The organism is Streptomyces sp. NPDC090798 (genome assembly GCF_044768965.1).
Taxonomy (GTDB): Bacteria; Actinomycetota; Actinomycetes; order Streptomycetales; family Streptomycetaceae; genus Streptomyces.
Genome location: NZ_JBIVXA010000004.1, coordinates 347233 through 363617 on the forward strand (window position 1 = coordinate 347233; position 16385 = coordinate 363617).

11 protein-coding genes are annotated in these 16385 nt (G+C 69.0%); 5 read left to right on the forward strand and 6 right to left on the reverse strand.

The window, feature by feature from the left end; all coding sequences use genetic code 11:
- Window positions 1-284 precede the first annotated feature (284 nt).
- From ACIQTP_RS11725 to ACIQTP_RS11740, 4 genes are all read left to right on the forward strand, one after another.
- Window positions 285-1373 carry a sugar ABC transporter substrate-binding protein gene (locus ACIQTP_RS11725; RefSeq protein WP_403398768.1) on the forward strand — a complete coding sequence of 363 codons (1089 nt, stop codon included), beginning with the start codon at window positions 285-287 and terminating at the stop codon, window positions 1371-1373.
- Between the two features lie 38 nt (window positions 1374-1411).
- Window positions 1412-2194, forward strand: a complete 783-nt coding sequence (locus tag ACIQTP_RS11730; protein WP_403398770.1) for an ATP-binding cassette domain-containing protein — start codon at window positions 1412-1414, stop codon at window positions 2192-2194.
- Window positions 2195-2199: 5 nt separating this feature from the next.
- On the forward strand, window positions 2200-3483 hold the full coding sequence (locus ACIQTP_RS11735) for a sugar ABC transporter permease (protein WP_403398772.1): 1284 nt from the start codon (window positions 2200-2202) through the stop codon (window positions 3481-3483).
- Between the two features lie 203 nt (window positions 3484-3686).
- The gene (locus ACIQTP_RS11740; RefSeq protein WP_403398774.1) at window positions 3687-5762 is read left to right on the forward strand and encodes a DUF1996 domain-containing protein; all 2076 of its coding nucleotides are present in this window, start codon (window positions 3687-3689) and stop codon (window positions 5760-5762) included.
- Between the two features lie 131 nt (window positions 5763-5893).
- Here ACIQTP_RS11740 and glpK read toward each other — a convergent pair whose 3' ends face one another.
- On the reverse strand, window positions 5894-7408 hold the full coding sequence (gene glpK, locus ACIQTP_RS11745; RefSeq protein WP_403398776.1) for a glycerol kinase GlpK: 1515 nt from the start codon (window positions 7406-7408) through the stop codon (window positions 5894-5896).
- Between the two features lie 39 nt (window positions 7409-7447).
- Window positions 7448-8215, reverse strand: coding sequence for an IclR family transcriptional regulator (locus ACIQTP_RS11750; RefSeq protein WP_403398779.1), 768 nt, complete (start codon window positions 8213-8215; stop codon window positions 7448-7450).
- A gap of 197 nt (window positions 8216-8412) precedes the next feature.
- Between ACIQTP_RS11750 and ACIQTP_RS11755 the strand changes: the two genes are divergently transcribed.
- The gene (locus ACIQTP_RS11755; protein ID WP_403398781.1) at window positions 8413-8838 is read left to right on the forward strand and encodes an ATP-binding protein; all 426 of its coding nucleotides are present in this window, start codon (window positions 8413-8415) and stop codon (window positions 8836-8838) included.
- Between the two features lie 64 nt (window positions 8839-8902).
- Here ACIQTP_RS11755 and sbnB read toward each other — a convergent pair whose 3' ends face one another.
- Genes sbnB through ACIQTP_RS11775 form a run of 4 tightly spaced genes read right to left on the reverse strand, consistent with a single transcriptional unit; the run spans window position 8903 to window position 15937 of the window.
- A complete protein-coding gene (sbnB, locus tag ACIQTP_RS11760; RefSeq protein ID WP_403399110.1) occupies window positions 8903-9937 on the reverse strand; it encodes a 2,3-diaminopropionate biosynthesis protein SbnB in 1035 nt (344 codons plus the stop codon).
- A gap of 43 nt (window positions 9938-9980) precedes the next feature.
- Window positions 9981-10640 carry a TauD/TfdA family dioxygenase gene (locus tag ACIQTP_RS11765; protein WP_403398783.1) on the reverse strand — a complete coding sequence of 220 codons (660 nt, stop codon included), beginning with the start codon at window positions 10638-10640 and terminating at the stop codon, window positions 9981-9983.
- Between the two features lie 23 nt (window positions 10641-10663).
- A complete protein-coding gene (locus tag ACIQTP_RS11770; protein ID WP_403398785.1) occupies window positions 10664-13165 on the reverse strand; it encodes an amino acid adenylation domain-containing protein in 2502 nt (833 codons plus the stop codon).
- Between the two features lie 48 nt (window positions 13166-13213).
- Complete coding sequence (locus ACIQTP_RS11775) at window positions 13214-15937, reverse strand: Pls/PosA family non-ribosomal peptide synthetase (protein ID WP_403398787.1); 2724 nt, start codon at window positions 15935-15937, stop codon at window positions 13214-13216.
- Window positions 15938-16385: the final 448 nt, after the last annotated feature.

A 16385-nucleotide genomic window follows, 5' to 3' on the forward strand; every position in this document is an offset into this window, starting at 1 on the left:
CGGTGCACGTCGATGGCCGCAGTCGCTGCGTTCGCAGATCACCTCGGCCGGTGTCAGACTGACGACGTGGTCGTCTTGCCACCGGGCGGGCCATGACGCTCCGCGACCACCTGCCTGGTTCGACGGGATCTGCGCCGTCGGGCCGCGTCGCACGAGGCTCGTACCGCCCCGCCGTCCCGCGCAGGAGCCCTTGACGCCACCCCGCGCTGCCCGCGCGCCGTTCGGTGAAGAACAAGCGCGAGGTGAAGGACAGGCACGAGGTGAAGGACAGGGAGGTCTCTCGCATGAAGGCCTGCATCCGGGGCGCGGCCGTCGTCTTGACCGCGATCTCGACGGCCGTCGCTCTCACGGCCTGCGGGCACGACGCCGGAAACGGCTCCGGCGGTGGCAACGCCCTGACGATCGGACTGCTGCTGCCGGACGCCACCACGTCTCGTTGGGAGACACAGGACACGCCCCTGCTCACGAAGAAGATCACGGAGCTGTGCCACGACTGCACGGTCGAGCACGTCAATGCCAAGGGCGATGTGGCCACCCAGCAGGAACAGATGGACTCGATGATCACCAGGGGGGTCGATGCCATCGTGCTCGTGGCCGTCGACGCCAGATCGCTCGGCGTCGCGGTCAAGAAGGCCCATGCGGCAGGTATCCCGGTCATCGCCTACGACCGTCTCGCCGAGGGCCCGATCTCGGGTTATGTCTCCTTCGACGGCGAGGAGGTCGGCAGGCTCCAGGGCAGGGCACTGCTGAAGGCGATGGGCACCAAGGCGCGCACCGGCCAGATCGTCATGATGAACGGCGATCCCAGTGACCCCAACGCGGTGGCGTTCAAGCAGGGCGCGCTGTCCGTGCTCAACGGGAGAGTGAAGATCGGCAAGGCGTACGACATCCTCCAGTGGAGGCCGGAGACCGCGAACCTCGACATGTCCGGCGCCATCTCCGCGCTCGGCGCCTCCACCATCCACGGGGTCTACGCCGCCAACGACAGCCTCGCCGCCGGCAGCATCTCCGCCCTCAAGGCGAACAAGGTCACCCCGCTGCCTCCCGTCACCGGGCAGGACGCCGAACTGGGAGCCCTGCGGCGCATTGTCGGCGGCGATCAGTACATGACCGTCTACAAACCCTTCGGACCCGAGGCCTCCGCCGCCGCCACCATGGCCGTTGCGGCGGCCCGCCATGAAAGCCTCGACCGGGTCGCCACGGGCAAGGTGAGGACCCGCGACGGGAGGACGGTTCCCGCCGTCATGCTCACCCCGGTGTCCGTGACCGCCGGCAACATCAAGAACACCCTGGTGAAGGACGGCGTCTACACGATCCAGCAGATCTGCACCTCCCCACTCGCGGGCGCATGCGCCAAGGCGGGGCTCACCTGACAGGCAGCTTCCGAGCAGGTCCGGGCCCCGGGAAGGAGATGGTCACCGTGCCCACTCCCCCCTTGCTGGCGCTGCGCGGCGTGTGCAAGCGCTACGGCGTCGTCGAGGTCCTCACGGACATCGAGCTGGAGATCTACGCGGGCCAGGTCGTCGCTCTTCTGGGGGACAACGGGGCCGGCAAGTCCACCCTGGTCAATGTCATCTCCGGCGTCGCCCCCGCGGACAAGGGCGCCATCGAGTGGGAAGGCCGGGCGGTCCCCATCAAGCGCCCCCACGACGCCCGGGACCTCGGTATCGCCACCGTCTACCAGGACCTCGCGCTGTGCGGGAACCTCGATGTCGTCGGCAATCTCTTCCTCGGGCGCGAGATCCGCAGGTTCGGGTTCCTCGACGAGGTGGAGATGGAGCGCCGTACCAGGCAGCTCTTGGAACGCCTGACCAAGGGTGTCCCCGATCTGCGGGTCCCCACCGTCTCACTCTCCAACGGCCAGCGGCAGACGGTCGCCATCGCCCGCTCGCTCCTCGGCAACCCGCGGGTCCTCCTCCTGGACGAACCGACCGCGGCTCTGGGATTCGAGCAGACGCGCGAGGTCCTCGACCTCGTCGACCAGCTGCGCGACCGCGGCCTGGGAGTACTGCTCATCAGTCACAACATGGGCGACGTCAAAGCTCTCGCGGACCGGGCCGCCGTGCTGCGGCTCGGTCGCAACAACGGCTTCTTCGACGTGAACACCGCATCCCAGGAACAGATCATCTCCTCCGTCACCGGCGCCACGGAGAACGCGCCCCACCGGATGGCCTCCCACGAGTCGGGGTGGTGAGAGGGATGCGCAGGACGGCGGACAACGCTCGGGCCGAACCCGCCGCACCCGACGCCGAGGCCCCGGGGCCCCGCCGCGGGCAGGCCTTCGTCCGCGCCGTCGCCCGTGCCGTCGATCGCTGGGTCGCCGCCTCCCGGCGCAGGCTGAGCGCCGGCGAACTGGGCTCGCTGCCCGTCGTCCTCGTCCTCGCCGCGGTCTGGATCACCTTCCAGTCCCTGAACCAGAGCTTCCTCTCGCCCCGGAACCTGTCCAATCTCAGCGTGGACGTCGCGGGCACCGGTCTCATCGCGGTCGGCATCGTCTTCGTCCTGCTGATCGGTGAACTCGACCTGTCGGTCGGCTCGATCAGCGGTCTCGCGGCGGCCGTCTTCGCCGTTCTCAACGTGAACAACGGTGTGCCCGAATGGCTCGCCGCCATCATCGGGGTGCTCACGGGTACCGCGGCGGGAACCATCCAGGGCTTCTCCTTCGCGAGAACCCGGGTGCCTGCGTTCGTCGTCACGCTCGCGGGGCTGCTCACCTGGAACGGCTTCATGCTGTACATCCTCGGGGCCAGCGGCACCGTCAACCTCGACGAGCACGGGCTCGTCGCCAAGCTGACCAGCTACTACTTCACCAATGACGCCGCCGCCTACGGCGTGGCGGCGATCGCCGCGGCCATGGTCTTCCTCGTGTGCTACGAGGACAGGCGGCGCCGCATGGCCGTCGGCATGCCCTACCGCTCGCTCCGGGGAATCGTGGCGCGTACAGGAGTACTCGCGGTGATCGCGTTCACCGGCGCGTATCTGCTCAACCGCTTCCAGGGCCTGCCGCTCGCCCTCCTGATCTTCCTCGTGGTGGTGGCCGGCCTCGACATCGTGCTGCGCCGCACGCACTACGGGCGGCAGGTCTACGCACTCGGCGGCAGCGTCGAGGCAGCCCGTCGCGCCAGCCTGAGTGTGACGCGGGTGCAGACCGCGGTGCTGGCGATCTCGGGCACGATGGCCGCGATCGGCGGTCTGTTCCTGGCCTCGCGCATCACCTCGGTGAGCCAGACCTCGGGCTCGGGCGTCCTGCTGCTCAATGCCATCGCGGCAGCCGTCATCGGAGGCACCAGCCTGTTCGGAGGACGCGGCACCACCTGGTCGGCCGCGCTCGGCATGCTGATCATCCAGTCGATCGCCTCGGGCATGGCGCTCACGGACACCCCCGCTGCCATCCAGTTCGTCATCACGGGCGGGGTGCTCTTCACCGCGGTGGTCATCGACTCGCTGTCGCGCCGCTCGCAGAAGGCACACGGGCGGGCTTGACGGGTGGCCCGGAATCAGGGCTCACCCGCCCCGCACTCGGCCGGAAGCGATCCACCGTGACCTGCCCGAAAAGCGTGGCAGGTTTGGCGATGACCTACGAGGCTGCTGTGAATTCGTGCAGCGTTTGAACGCTGCCGGGGTCGCCTGCGTATGGCATGAGGGATTTCCATGCCTGGCCTGCCACGGGACGTAGGAGTACACACGTGAGACGCAACACGCGCAGACGCCCCATGGGGGCACAGCGTGCAACCTTTGCCGCAGCCGCACTGATATTGGGCGGAGGAGGGCTGGTAGCGGTCAATGTCTACGCTTCCGCGACCGAGAGCGGCTCGGCCGGCGCGCCCGGCCAGGCGAACCCGAGCAACCAGACCTGGGCATCGGGAGCCGCAACGATCGACTGTCCGGACGTGGGCGGCAAACTCGCCGAGGTGCCACAGCAGGCGAGGGCGGACGTCGACAAGGAACTCGCCCTTCTCGACCAGCAGGTCTCCGAGGCGTACGCGCGAATGACCTCGGGGCAGCAGGCCCAGGCACAGGACGCGAACTCCGTCCAGAACGCGATCCTCGGTCCGCTGAAGGAGAAGCGGGGAGCGGTCATCGACCGCATCAAGACCGACTTCAAGGACGCGGGCGCCGAAGCCCCCAACTCGCTCGACGCTCTGGCCACCTGCACCGCGGTCCCCGCGGACCAGACCCAGAACAACGCCGGTGGCCAGAACGGCAACGGCGAGCAGCAGAACAACAACGGCGGCCAGAACGGCGGGCAACAGGGCGGCGGCCAGCAGGGCGGCGGCGCGAGCGCCGTCAGCGGCCCCGTCGCGGCGGACTTCGTGGACATCACGAAGGTCCAGCCGAACGTGCCGCAGAAGCCGGGCAGCGGCGGGAACGCCTCGACCGGCACGTTCATCAGCTCGTGCGGTGTGAACGCCAACAAGAAGTTCAACACCGACAACGTGATCGTCGCCCCCGGTGTCACCAACGGCGCCCACCACCTGCACGACTACGTCGGCAACCAGTCGAACGACGCGTTCGCCACGAACGACGATCTCGCCAAAGCCGAGACCACGTGCCAGAACCAGGGCGACAAGTCCACGTACTACTGGCCGGTGCTCCGGGTGCAGGACGGTACGCAGGAGTTCGACGCCGACAGGAACGGTGGCGGCCTGGAGGGCAACGTCGGGAAGGTCCTGCAGGCCAAGCAGGCGCAGATCGAGTTCATCGGCAACCCGCAGAGCAAGGTCGTCGAGATGCCGACGTTCCTGCGCATCATCACGGGCGACGCGAAGGCGTTCACCAACGGCCCCGCCAACGCCAACGCCCACTGGAGCTGCACCGGCTTCGAGGACAAGGTGCAGCTGACGGACAAGTACCCGATCTGTCCCCAGGGCAGCAGCGTGGTGCGGTCGTTCGCCTTCCAGAGCTGCTGGGACGGTCAGAACATCGACAGCGCCAACCACCGCACGCACGTCGCCTTCGCCGACGCCAACGGCAACTGCGCGGGCGGCTTCAAGGCGATCCCGCAGCTGACGATGCGCCTGCTCTACGACGTTCCGGCACCGACCCTCGACAACGGCCAGGTGAAGAACCCGTACGCCGTGGACGGATTCCCGGAGCAGGTGCACAAGGCGATCACCGACCACGACGACTTCATCAACGTCTTCGACGCCTCCCTCATGCGGGAGATGGTGGACTGCATCAACGCCGGGCGGCAGTGCGGCGACGGTGCTGGAGACGGCAACGGCGGCGGCGGCAACGGCGGCGGTACCGGTACGAGTGAGCCGTCACAGGGCGAGCCGACACCGGACCAGCCGACCCTGAGTCCTGACCCCTCGTCCGGCGGCAACGACGCGACGGCCTCCGCCACCCCCACGGATACGCAGACCACGCAGCCCCCGGCCGCCGGCACGCCGGAAACCACCGAACCGACGCGCGGCGGCCAGGCCACCGGCCACAGCGGCGTCGTCAAGGCGGACACGTCACCCTCGGCCGCGGCGAGCCACACGGCCGCCGCACCGCAGGGCGGCGCGCACGAGCACCACGGCAGCGAAACGACGCACCCCGCCCAGACGCCGGCCACGGGCGCGGACGCTCCATCCGCGCAGCCGACAGCGCAGGACACGTCACAGGCAGGTTCCCAGTCGCAGTCGCAGACCGAGCCCCAAGCGGTCACCGGCGATCTGGCCGACACCGGCACGAACCTCTGGCCCGCCGCGGGCGGAGGGGTTCTCGTGATCGCGGGCCTGGTGGTCCTGCTCCGCATCCGGCGCAGCTCCGTATAACTCACCCCCGCGCCGCACACACCGCGCCGCCCGTACCCGCACCCAGCGGGTACGGGCGGCGCGGTGTCCGGCGTTCCCGGCCACCCACAGGCACTCGAACCGCGAAGCGCGCGGGCGGACGTCGCCCGCAATCACGTGGACCTCGGCGGTTCGATCCACCCCAGCGACCGCTCGACGGCGCGCTGCCAGTTGCCGTATTCCAGGTCCCGCCGCTCGGGGTCCATGTCCGGCAGCCATCGGGCGGCCCGGTGCCAGTTACGGCGGAGCACCTCCAGGTCCGGCCAGTAGCCGGCGGCGAGCCCCGCGGCGTAGGCGGCGCCGAGGGAGACCGTCTCGGCGACCATGGGCCGCACCACGGGCACGTCGAGCACATCGGCCACGAACTGCATGAGCAGGTTGTCCGCTGTCATGCCGCCGTCCACCTTGAGCTCCTTCAGCGCGACCGAGAAGTCGGCGTTCATGGCGTCGACGACCTCGCGCGTCTGCCAGCCGGTGGCCTCCAGGACGGCTCGGGCCAGGTGTCCCTTGGTGATGTAGGAGGTGAGACCGACGATGACACCGCGTGCGTCGCTGCGCCAGTGGGGTGCGAAGAGACCCGAGAACGCGGGGACGATGTAGCAACCGCCGTTGTCCTCGACGGTCCTCGCGAGCGTCTCGATCTCCGGTGCGCTGTTGATCAGTCCCAGACGGTCACGGAACCACTGGACCAGCGAGCCGGTGACGGCTATGGATCCTTCCAGGGCATAGACCGGGGGCTGGTCCCCGATCTTGTAGGCGACGGTCGTGAGGAGTCCGTGCCGGGACCGCACAAGATCGGTACCGGTGTTGAGCAGCAGAAAACTGCCCGTTCCGTACGTGCACTTCGCCTCACCCGGTGTGAAGCAGGTCTGGCCGAACAGGGCTGCCTGCTGATCACCGAGGGCTGCCGTGATGCGGACACCCGGGAGGACCGAGCGGGCATCCCCGTAGCCCTCGGCCGAGGACCGGATCTCGGGCAGCATGGGGCGGGGAACCCCGAAGAACTCCAGAAGCTCCTCGTCCCAGGTGAGCGCCCTGATGTTCATCAGCATGGTGCGACTGGCGTTGGTGGCGTCGGTGATGTGCAGGCCACCATCCGCGCCCCCGGTGAGGTTCCAGATCAGCCAGCTCTCCATCGTGCCGAACAGCACCTCGCCGTCCTGGGCGCGCCGATCCAGCCCGTTCACATGGTCGAACAGCCAGCGGATCCGCGGTGCCGAGAAGTAGGTCGAGGGGGGCAGACCACAACGCTCGAGAAAGAATTCGTCCCCGGGCTGTTTTCTCAGGTCCTCGACGAGCGGTGCCGTACGCGTGTCCTGCCACACGATCGCCCTGCCCAGCGGGACACCCGTCCGCCGGTCCCACAGCACGGTCGTCTCGCGCTGATTGGCGATACCGATGGCGGCGACCTCTCCCGCGCCGACACCGGCGTCGGAGAGCGCCTCGGGCATGATGCGCCGCAGATTGCGCCAGATCTCGACGGCGTCGTGCTCGACCCAGCCGGGCTTGGGGAAGTGCTGCTGATGCTCCCGCTGGGCGACCGACACCAGCCGCCCGTGGTGGTCGAACAGAATGCATCGGGTGGAATTGGTGCCCTGATCGATGGACATCACATACCGTTCAACCATGATCGGGTCTGCCTTCCGATGTGTCGAGGAGGCGGGGTCCTACTGGCGTGCTGCTCCCAGATCCCTGGAGATCGCCCGTGCGGCCTCGCGGAGCAGGGTGATCAGGTTCGGCCGGGGCCGGCCGTGGCTGTCGCAGATCCTCTCGACCGGGCCGGAGAGGCCGACGGCGCCCACCACGAGGCCGCCGTGCCCCCGGATCGGCGAGGCGATAGCGGCTTCCCCCATGCTCATCTCCTGGATCTCCGCGGCCCAGCCGACTTCCCGGACCTCGGCGAGCGCCCGGGTGAGTTTTTCCGGGACGACCAGGGTGTGCCGGGTGTAGGCCTCCAGCCCGGCTTCCGAAGCCGACTCGAGGGACGCGGTCCCGTACGCCAGCAGCACCTTGCCCAGCGAGGAGGCGTGCAGCGGCAGCAGCGAACCCACGTCCAGGGTCTGGAGGGTGTCGTCCGGCCGGAACACGTGGTGGATCACGAGGACCTGACCCTCGAAGGGGGTGCCCAGGCGGACCGCTTCCCCGCTACGGGCGGCCAGGGCGTCCGCCCAGTTGATGGAGCGCGACCGCAGCTCGTTGATGTCGAGGTAGCTGGTGCCGAGGTGCAGCAGCGCCGCACCGAGCTGGTACTTTCCGGTCGACGCGTCCTGCTCCACGAAATCCACGTGCTGGAGGGTGCGCAGGATGCCGTGCGCCGTGCCCTTCGCCAGCCCGAGCGAGGCCGCCACCTCGCCGAGCCCTAGTCGACGGGGCCCACCAGCGAGCAGGCGCAAGATCGCCGCCGCCCGTTCGATCGACTGGACTGGGCCGGCCATGAGGCGAGCCTAGTACCGCCACGGAGGGTTCGCTTTACGTGCAGGCCGCCGGTTCACCACCGGGTGAAGGTGAGCGTTCGGTAATGGCGACCGCCGTTCATTGACCGGCCCCACTTCGCTTCCTACCGTTCACTGAGGCCCGGCAACGCGCGCTGAGGCTCGGCAACCGGCCGACAGCGCTCACCGGAGGAGAAGACATGGCGGCACAGCTCAATACGATGCTTCGGGAGGCAGTCGAACACGTCGGTCCGCTGCCTCACGTCGCCGAGGTCGTCTCGGCCACACGTCGGCGCGTGAAGGCGGTCCTCGCCGACTGGAACGTGTCCTGCGAGATCGCCGAGGACTGCCTTCTGGTGGTATCGGAGCTGCTGACCAACGCGATCGTCCACGCCCTGCCCCCGGCGGAGCTGCGGTTGTCCTGGGTACGGGCCGAGGGGCTCAGCACTCTGCGCGTCGAAGTCACCGACGCGGGATCCGCGCTTCCAGCCGGACAGTCGCCCCCGGGAATCGATCCGGACGAGCACGGCCGCGGCCAGGAGATCGTCCACGCGCTGGCGACTCGGCACGGCATACGTGTGCACTCCGGCGGGATCACTCGATGGGCCGATATCGTCGGCGCGTGAGAGCGCACCTCTTGTTGGCGAGAATGCGTGTCTCGCTCCATGTGAAATGACATCCGCCTGCTGGTCAGCCGTGTCGGCGCAGGTCGTGGAAGAAGTCCTCGATGACGTGAAGGTGCCCGGAGCGGGCCGTCTCGTCATAGACGTATTTGCCGACGGCGAGGTCGAGCACTCCGAGCCCGAAGGGTGAGAACACCAGGGGGCGGTCGGTGGGCGGTGTCACCCGGCCGGTCATGACGTCGGCGAGTGTTCCGTGCAGGAAGTCGCGGTTGCCGGTGAGCTGCTCGGCCAGATGCGGGGACGTGTCGGCCTTGAGGCAGTGGTCGACGTCGTCGACGATGTTGGCCGAGGCGAGGATGATCTCGGGTGCGAGGTCACGCAGGGACACATGCAGGACCAGGGGGTTGTGGTCGAACCAGGCCGGGTCGCTGACGTGCGGCTCCCCCGCGATGGTGGCGAAGACGACGAGGTCGCTGGAGCGGATGACTGCCTCGGCCCTCTCGTGCACGATGACCTGTCCCGCGGTGCCGCTTCGTTGGACGTGGTCGCGGAAGCCGGCGGCGCTGTCGCCGGACAGGTCGTGGACGCCGATCTCCTCGAAGGACCAGCCCAGGGCGGTCAGGAAGGTGTGGATGTAGCGGGCGATCAGGCCCGTACCGAAGAACCCGATACGGGTGGGGCGCGGCCGGTTGCGGCTGAGGTGGTCGGCGGCCAGGGCCGCGGACGCGGCGGTTCTGGTGGCGCTGATGATGGAGCTTTCCAGGCAGGCGAAGGGATAGCCCGTGTCGTGGTCGTTGAGGATCAGGACCGCGGAGGCCCTGGGGATGCCGGCCTGGACGTTGTCGGGGAAGCTGGAGATCCATTTGAGGCCGTCCACCCGCGCCGGGCCGCCGATCGAGGCGGGCAGCGCGATGATCCGGGCGGAGGGGCGGTCGGGGAAGCGCAGGAAGTAGGACGGGGGGTTGACCGACTCTCCAGCGGCGTGCAGGTGATAGGTGGCCTCGACGAGGTCCACGATCTGCTTCTCCCGGCCCTGAAGGGCGAGCTGGACCTGGGCGCCGGAGATCACTGCGAACGGTGGCACGAGGTGCGGCTGGGACATGACGGGCTCCAGTGCGATGGAACGGACAGTGGTCATACGGCGCTCACCTCGCCGGTCGGGTACGCGGCCCGGCGCAGCGGCTCGGCGCGGATCTCGGGTACGCAGGCCCCCGTCGGGTTGCCAGGCGAATTCGATGGCGTTGGTGCGGCAGTAGTCCTCCACGGCGGTCCGGTCGTCGGTGCCGAAGGCCTCGGCGTAGGGGGCGCCGATCTCGTCGTGGTAGGTGCGGGTGAGCAGCCAGCCCTCCTGTTCGAAGCGGCGCATCAGCTCGGTGGGCAGTGCGTCGAGGACGGGCGACGGCGGTGGCTCCGCCGGTGGCGGGTGCGGTCAGGCAGGCGAACAGCATGAGGCCGGGGGGCCGGAGGGTGTAGCTGAGTTCGTGGTGCATGCACAGCGGCTGGTTCGGCGGCCAGGTCGAGGAGAAGTACACGCCCGGGGTGTAGGCCCGGCGGGGGGCGAAGGTCTCCATGTCGGTTATCAGGGCCGGGGCCAGGCCATGGAGGACGGCGCCGGCGTGGTCCGCGTCGCGCGGTTGCAGGCCGCGGACGAGGACCGCGCCGTGTTCGGTGGCGAGGGTGCGCAGTGCCTGCCGGTGTCCGGCGGCCCGGGCCGGGGCGTCGTCGGGGGTGTCGGTGTGCAGGATCGGTGGTCTGCCGGGGTGCAGATCCACTTCGAGGAGGGACGCCGGGGTCGCGTACGGCATGGTCCTGTTCCTTTCGATGTCGGTCAGACGGAGGTCAGTGGTGGGGTCATGGGGCGTTGGGGTCCGTTGTCGACCAGAGCGGCGAGGTCGGTGAGGACCGGATGTGCGGTGACGTCCTTGAGGGACACCGCACGGTCCAGGGCGATGGCGAGCTTCACCGCCGAGAGGGAGGTACCGCCGCGGTCGAAGAAGTGGTCGCGGCGTCCGATCCGGTCCTGCGGGACGCCGAGGACCTTCGCCCAGGCGGCCGCCAGGCGCTGCTCGGTGGGGGTGACCGGCGGCTGGTGGTCGTTGTCCGTGGTGGCGGGTTCTTCGGCGAGTGCCGCCAGTGCCTTCCTGTCGATCTTGCTGTTGGCGGTCAGCGGCAGGCTTTCGCGCCAGTGGAAGGCCGCGGGGATCATGTAGGCGGGCAGTGAGGCGCCCAGCCCGTCGGTGAGGGTCCCGGTGTCGAGGGGCTTCGGACCGGAGTAGAACGCGACCAGGTGCTTGCTCCGGTCGGCGTGTTCGACCGTCACCACCGCGCCGTCGCGGACGCCGGGGAGACGGAGCAGGGTGTTCTCGATCTCGCCGATCTCGATCCGGAACCCGCGGATCTTGACCTGGGCGTCGCGGCGGCCGAGGAACTCCAGCTTTCCCGAAGGATGCCAGCGGCCGTGGTCGCCGCCGAGGTAGAGCCGTGTGCCTCCGCGGTGCGGATCGGCCAGGTAGGCCGCTCGGGTGAGTTCGGGGTCGTTGATGTAGCCGCGGCCGACGCAGACGCCGGAGAACGCGATCAGGCCGGGGGCGCCGAGCGGCACCGGGGTGAGGTGTTCGTCGACGACGTGGACGCGCACGTTGTTGACCGCGCGCCCGAGCAGGATGCGGTCCGGCGCCCGGTCCATGACCTCGTGGTTGGTGTCGTCGGAGGTCTCGGTGAGCCCGTAGGCGTTGACCAGCTTGATCCGGGGCTGGGCGGTGAACCAGCGCTCGGCGAGCTCCTTCTTCAGCGCCTCGCCGGTGACCGACACGTACCGCAGGTCGGGCAGCGCACGGGGGCGCTGTTCGAGCTCCGTCAGGACGGCTTCGAGGTAGGAGGGCACGACCTGGAGGACGGTGACCTCGCCGTCGGTGAGGCTGTCGAGGAAGCGGGGTACGTCCAGGATCACCTCCTGCTCCACCAGCAGGGTCCGTCCGCCGACCAGCAGCGCGCAGACCAACTGCCACAAGGAGATGTCGAAACACTGGGGCGCGGTCTGGGCGACCACGTGTCCCTCGCCGACCTGGAGGTCGTCGATCTTGGCGTAGAGGTGGTTCAGCATGCCCGCGTGCTCGCACATCGCGCCCTTCGGCTCGCCCGTGGAGCCGGAAGTGAAGTAGATGTAGGCGAGCTGGTCGGGCGTGACCGGGATGCCGAGATCACCTTCGGGGTGGTCCTCCGCGTAGGCCGTGTCGACGAGGAGCCGCTCGGCTCCGGGAAGGGAGTCGAGGGCCTGGTCGAGGGTGGTGGTGCTGCTGGGTTCGGTCAGCACCAGCGTGCATGCGGCGCGCGAGAGGGTGGCGGCGATGCGTGCGGCAGGGAAGTGGGGCTCGATGGGCAGGTACACGCCCCCGGCCTTGAAGACCGCGATGACCGCGGCCAGCCAGTCCAGGTTGCGTTCGGTCACCACCGCGACGACGCCTTCGCGGGCGAGCCCACGGGCTACGAGGGCACGGGCGATCCGGTTGGCCCGGGCGTTGAGCTCCCCGTAGGTCCACTGCCGGCCGGCGTGCACGGCGGCGACGGCGTCCGGATGCTTGCGCACCCGCTGTTCGAACAGCTCGTGCATCCGCGCATCGGGCAGTTCCCGGTCCGGTCCGGCCAGTTGGTCGAGCTGGAACCGCAACTCCTCGGCGGACAGCAGGCTCTGGTGCGTGTGCTCGGCATCGGGGTCGGCGGTGATCAGCGCGAGTGCGGTCAGGTGGTAGCCGGCGACACGGGCGGCGCCCTCGGCGTCGAGCACGTCGGTGCGGTAGCGCAGCCGCAGTACGAGCCGCCCGTCGTGGTGACGGACGCCCACTCGCAGTGCGGTGTCCTCGGCGAGGTCCCCTTCGATCGCGTCGGGGTCGAGGACGGTCTCGAACAACGGCCCGGTCAGGCCCAGTTCGCTCTTCAGAGCCTCGATGTCCTCGGCCGGGACGTCCGCATGTGCCAGCAGTTCGGTGGCGGCCTGGTGGGTGTGGTGCAGCAGCTCGCGCCAGGAGGAGGGTGCGGTGGTGAGCCGGCACGGGAGCGGGCTGCCGCCCCGGGCGACGTAGCCGGTGGTGATCTCCCGCTCTCCGGACAGTGCCGCGAGCACCTTGGCGTGCGCGGTCAGCAGGAGCGAAGGCAGTGGCACCGCCAGCTCCGCCGCCAGTCGGCGCAGCCCGGTCAGGGTGTCGCCGGGGACCTGTGTCTCGTACTCTCCCACGCCGCGTACCGGCTGAGGGGTCCAGCGCGGGGCGGGGGTGAAGCCGCCGGCTGTCAGGACGCCGCGCCAGTACGCGCGGGCGGTCCGGGTGGGACTCATATGCGTTGTCATCGGGTCTTTCCTCTGCTTGCCGGCGGTGTCGCGGTGTCAGTGGCCGAGTGCCGGGGCGGCCTGGGTGGCATGGTGTTCCTGACCGGCCTCGACCTGGGTTTTGTGGTCCGGCATCTCCCGGGCCGGGTTGCCCCCCCACTGGGCGTGCGAGGGGATCTCCTCGCCCTTCATGAGGAAGGAGTCGGGGGCCAGCGCGGCGCCGTCTGCGATCGTCACGCCGTAGTGCACGAAGGCGCCGACCCCGAGGGTGCAGCCGCTGCCGAGGGCGCTGCGGTCGGACTTGAAGGCGCCGTCCTCCTGCGAGTGGCACTGGACCACGGTCCCCGCGTTCAGCGTGCTGTCGTCGCCGATGGTGACGAGGGTGCGCTCCGGGAAGAAGCAGCCGTCGTCGAAGACCCGCTTGCCGATCCGGGCCCCCAGCAGCCGCCAGATCACGTTCTTGAACGGGGTGCCGTCGAATGCCTGGATGTAGTGGACCGAGGCCATCTTCCAGAAGCGTTCGTGGCGCCAGAAGGAGGGTTCGTAGATCGAGCAGTACAGCGGCTTCTGGGCCTTGAATCCGGTGGAGGCCCGCTCGACGAGCGCGAAGTGGACGACGGTGTACGTGAGGGTGAGGACACTGGCCAGTGCGATCGCCGGTGCGCCGAGCGAGGGGTAGAGATCGACCGCGCCCATGGTGATGAGGGTGATCACGAAGAGGTGGATCAGCCGCGCGAGCAGGTACAGGCCGGCGGTCACCGCATTGTGCTTGTTCTTGGCGGCCAGGCGGCGGCGCAGCTCGTCGCCGGTCTCGAGATGGTTGAACCGGTTGTCGCGCATCACCGTGCGCGGGATCTCGAAGCTGGGTGAGCCCAGCAGGCCCACGCCTTCGCGCACGGGTCCGTCGATGGGAACCATGACCTTCGTCGCGAGAAGGCAGTTGTCGCCGGTCCTGCCCTGCGCGGGGTAGGCGATGCGGTTCCCGAGGAAGTTGTGCGGCCCGATCGACGTGCGGGACACGCGGAAGGACGTGCTGGAGAAGTCGGCGTTCATGATGGACAGTCCGTCGGCGATCATGGTGCCGGTGCCGACCGAGCTCAGGTACGGGTTCTCGTGCTGCACCTCGGTGCCGAAGTTCGACCCGGTCTGCTCGACGCGGGACAGGTCGTATCCGAGGTAGCGCAGGTAGTGGACGATGCCGGAACTGTCGCCGAAGAGCGCGGTGAGGGACTTCCTGTTGGTCATCACCGCGATCGCCCGCTGGATGCCGTAGTGGAAGCCGTACAGCGGATAGACCTTGCCTGGTTTGATGGCCCGGCTCAGGAGACGCGGCACGGTGCCCACGACGAGGAGACCGGCGAGCAGGGATCCGAAGAGGACGACCACGGAGGCGATCAGGGCGTCGACGTAGAACGCCGGGGCGGCCATCGGCTGCGGGTTCAGGAGCGTCCGAAGCTGCGGGAGACCGGTGAGCAGGGCACTCACGCCGCCCAGCGCCAGCGGCAGGTACACCGCCAGGAGGCTCAGCAGTTGCACAGCGCCGTACGCGGTCCTTTTGGCGGTGGGGCAGTCGGCGGGACCGACCCTCCGGTAGTCCACCTCGGTCGGCTGCGCAGGAGAGCCGTGTCGGCGTTCGCCGGCGGGCACCACCTGGCCGGTGTGCAGGGAGGAGGCGTGGCCCAGCTGGGCGCCGTCGCCCATCGAGGTCTCGATGTCGAGGACCGTGTGCTCGCTGACGAGCACGTTGCTGCCGAGGGTGACCGGGCCGGTCTGGATCACGCCGGCGTGAGCGCGGTAGCAGGACAGCAGCACGTCCTTGCGGATGATCGTGCCCTCACCGACGGTGAGCAGGTCGGAGCAGACCGGGATGGTGTGGGAGAGGATCGTGACGCCCTTGCCGATCCGTGCGCCCAGCGCCCTGAGGTAGAGCACGTAGAGCGGTGAACCGGCGAACAGACGCACGGGGCTGGTGCGGATCAGCGTCTTGACGACCCAGAAACGCAGATAGGCGATGCCCCACAGGGGGAACTCCCCGGACCGCCAGCGGCCGACGAGCGTCCACTTCGCCACGATCGGGAGGGCGCACAGGCCGAGGAAGCCCGCGCCGGCGAGCAGGACGGAGCGCAGGTAGAGGTCGAACAGGCCTGATCCCGCGGAGATCCACTGTTGGCCTTCCTCTACGGCCAGGGCGACGAGGTAGGAATAGCCCAGGAAGATCAGGAACTGCAGCACTCCACAGACGATGTAGCGCCGTGTACGAGCCGCCGCCGGTGCCTCGGCCCGCGCCGCCCTCTCGGCCGATGTCCGTACGTCGGCCGATGCCCCGACGTCGGTCGGTGTCCGTACGTCGGTCGGTGTCCGTACGTCGGTCGGTGTCCGTACGTCGGTCGGTGTCCGCGCCGCTGACGGCGCCTCCGAGGACGGGGACGGGACGGGGGCAGGGGCGGGCGCGGCCTCGTCGAGCGCGGTGGCCAGGCTCCGGATGGTGGGATGCCGGTAGATGTCCTTCATCGACACCGCCGGCAGGTCCCCGCGCTTCCTGACCCGCGCGCAGAACTGGGCCATCACCAGGGAATCGGCGCCCAGGTCGTTGAAGAAGTGGCTGTCGGCCGGTACCTGTTCGACGTGCACGACGCCGGCCAGCACCTCGGCCAGAAGCCTTTCGGTGTCGGTCACCGAACCGGCGTCCCCGCCCTCCTGAAGGGGTGGGATCTCAGCCGGTTCGGCCGTCAAGACCTCCACGGATTTCTCTAGCACGTGAGCTCCTCGATGACGTTTCATTCAGCGTCGGTCGGTACGGACGGATTCGTGACGTCCGCGCCTCTCCAGTAGGCCCGGCCGGGGGCTTCGTGTCCTGCCCCTGCATTTCGGGGCTTGACGAAGCGCATCGGTCTTGATAGTCCGGCCATTTTGCCCGTCGTCGCCCCGTGATCCCGTACTTTCCGTGCGCGTCGCGCAGGCTTACGACCACGCCCCACAGGCACCTGTTCAATCCGCGTGAAAATCACCCGGAAATTGCGCTGAACGGCCCCGCCTCACCCGGCCACGGGTGCTTTTGCGTGAAGGGAGCGTGTGTCAAGTCCCGAATTTCGGTGGCATGACAAGGCTGCCCGGATTCGGGCGTACTGGTGTCGTTCCGGTGACTCGAGACTCACCGCTCCGAATTCCTCTCCGGGCCGCACCCGGACGGATCAGCGGCAGGAAGACCGGAAGTCAATCCCCACCCCGC

What these genes read in the sequence shown, in the direction of transcription:
- ACIQTP_RS11725 (WP_403398768.1), top strand. Translation starts at nt 285, where the DNA reads ATGAAGGCCTGCATCCGGGGCGCGGCCGTCGTCTTGACCGCGATCTCG.
- ACIQTP_RS11730 (WP_403398770.1), top strand. Translation starts at nt 1,412, where the DNA reads ATGGTCACCGTGCCCACTCCCCCCTTGCTGGCGCTGCGCGGCGTGTGC.
- ACIQTP_RS11735 (WP_403398772.1), top strand. Translation starts at nt 2,200, where the DNA reads ATGCGCAGGACGGCGGACAACGCTCGGGCCGAACCCGCCGCACCCGAC.
- glpK (WP_403398776.1), bottom strand. Translation starts at nt 7,408, where the DNA reads ATGGTTGAACGGTATGTGATGTCCATCGATCAGGGCACCAATTCCACC.
- ACIQTP_RS11750 (WP_403398779.1), bottom strand. Translation starts at nt 8,215, where the DNA reads ATGGCCGGCCCAGTCCAGTCGATCGAACGGGCGGCGGCGATCTTGCGC.
- ACIQTP_RS11755 (WP_403398781.1), top strand. Translation starts at nt 8,413, where the DNA reads ATGGCGGCACAGCTCAATACGATGCTTCGGGAGGCAGTCGAACACGTC.
- sbnB (WP_403399110.1), bottom strand. Translation starts at nt 9,937, where the DNA reads ATGTCCCAGCCGCACCTCGTGCCACCGTTCGCAGTGATCTCCGGCGCC.
- ACIQTP_RS11765 (WP_403398783.1), bottom strand. Translation starts at nt 10,640, where the DNA reads ATGCCGTACGCGACCCCGGCGTCCCTCCTCGAAGTGGATCTGCACCCC.
- ACIQTP_RS11770 (WP_403398785.1), bottom strand. Translation starts at nt 13,165, where the DNA reads ATGAGTCCCACCCGGACCGCCCGCGCGTACTGGCGCGGCGTCCTGACA.
- ACIQTP_RS11775 (WP_403398787.1), bottom strand. Translation starts at nt 15,937, where the DNA reads ATGAAACGTCATCGAGGAGCTCACGTGCTAGAGAAATCCGTGGAGGTC.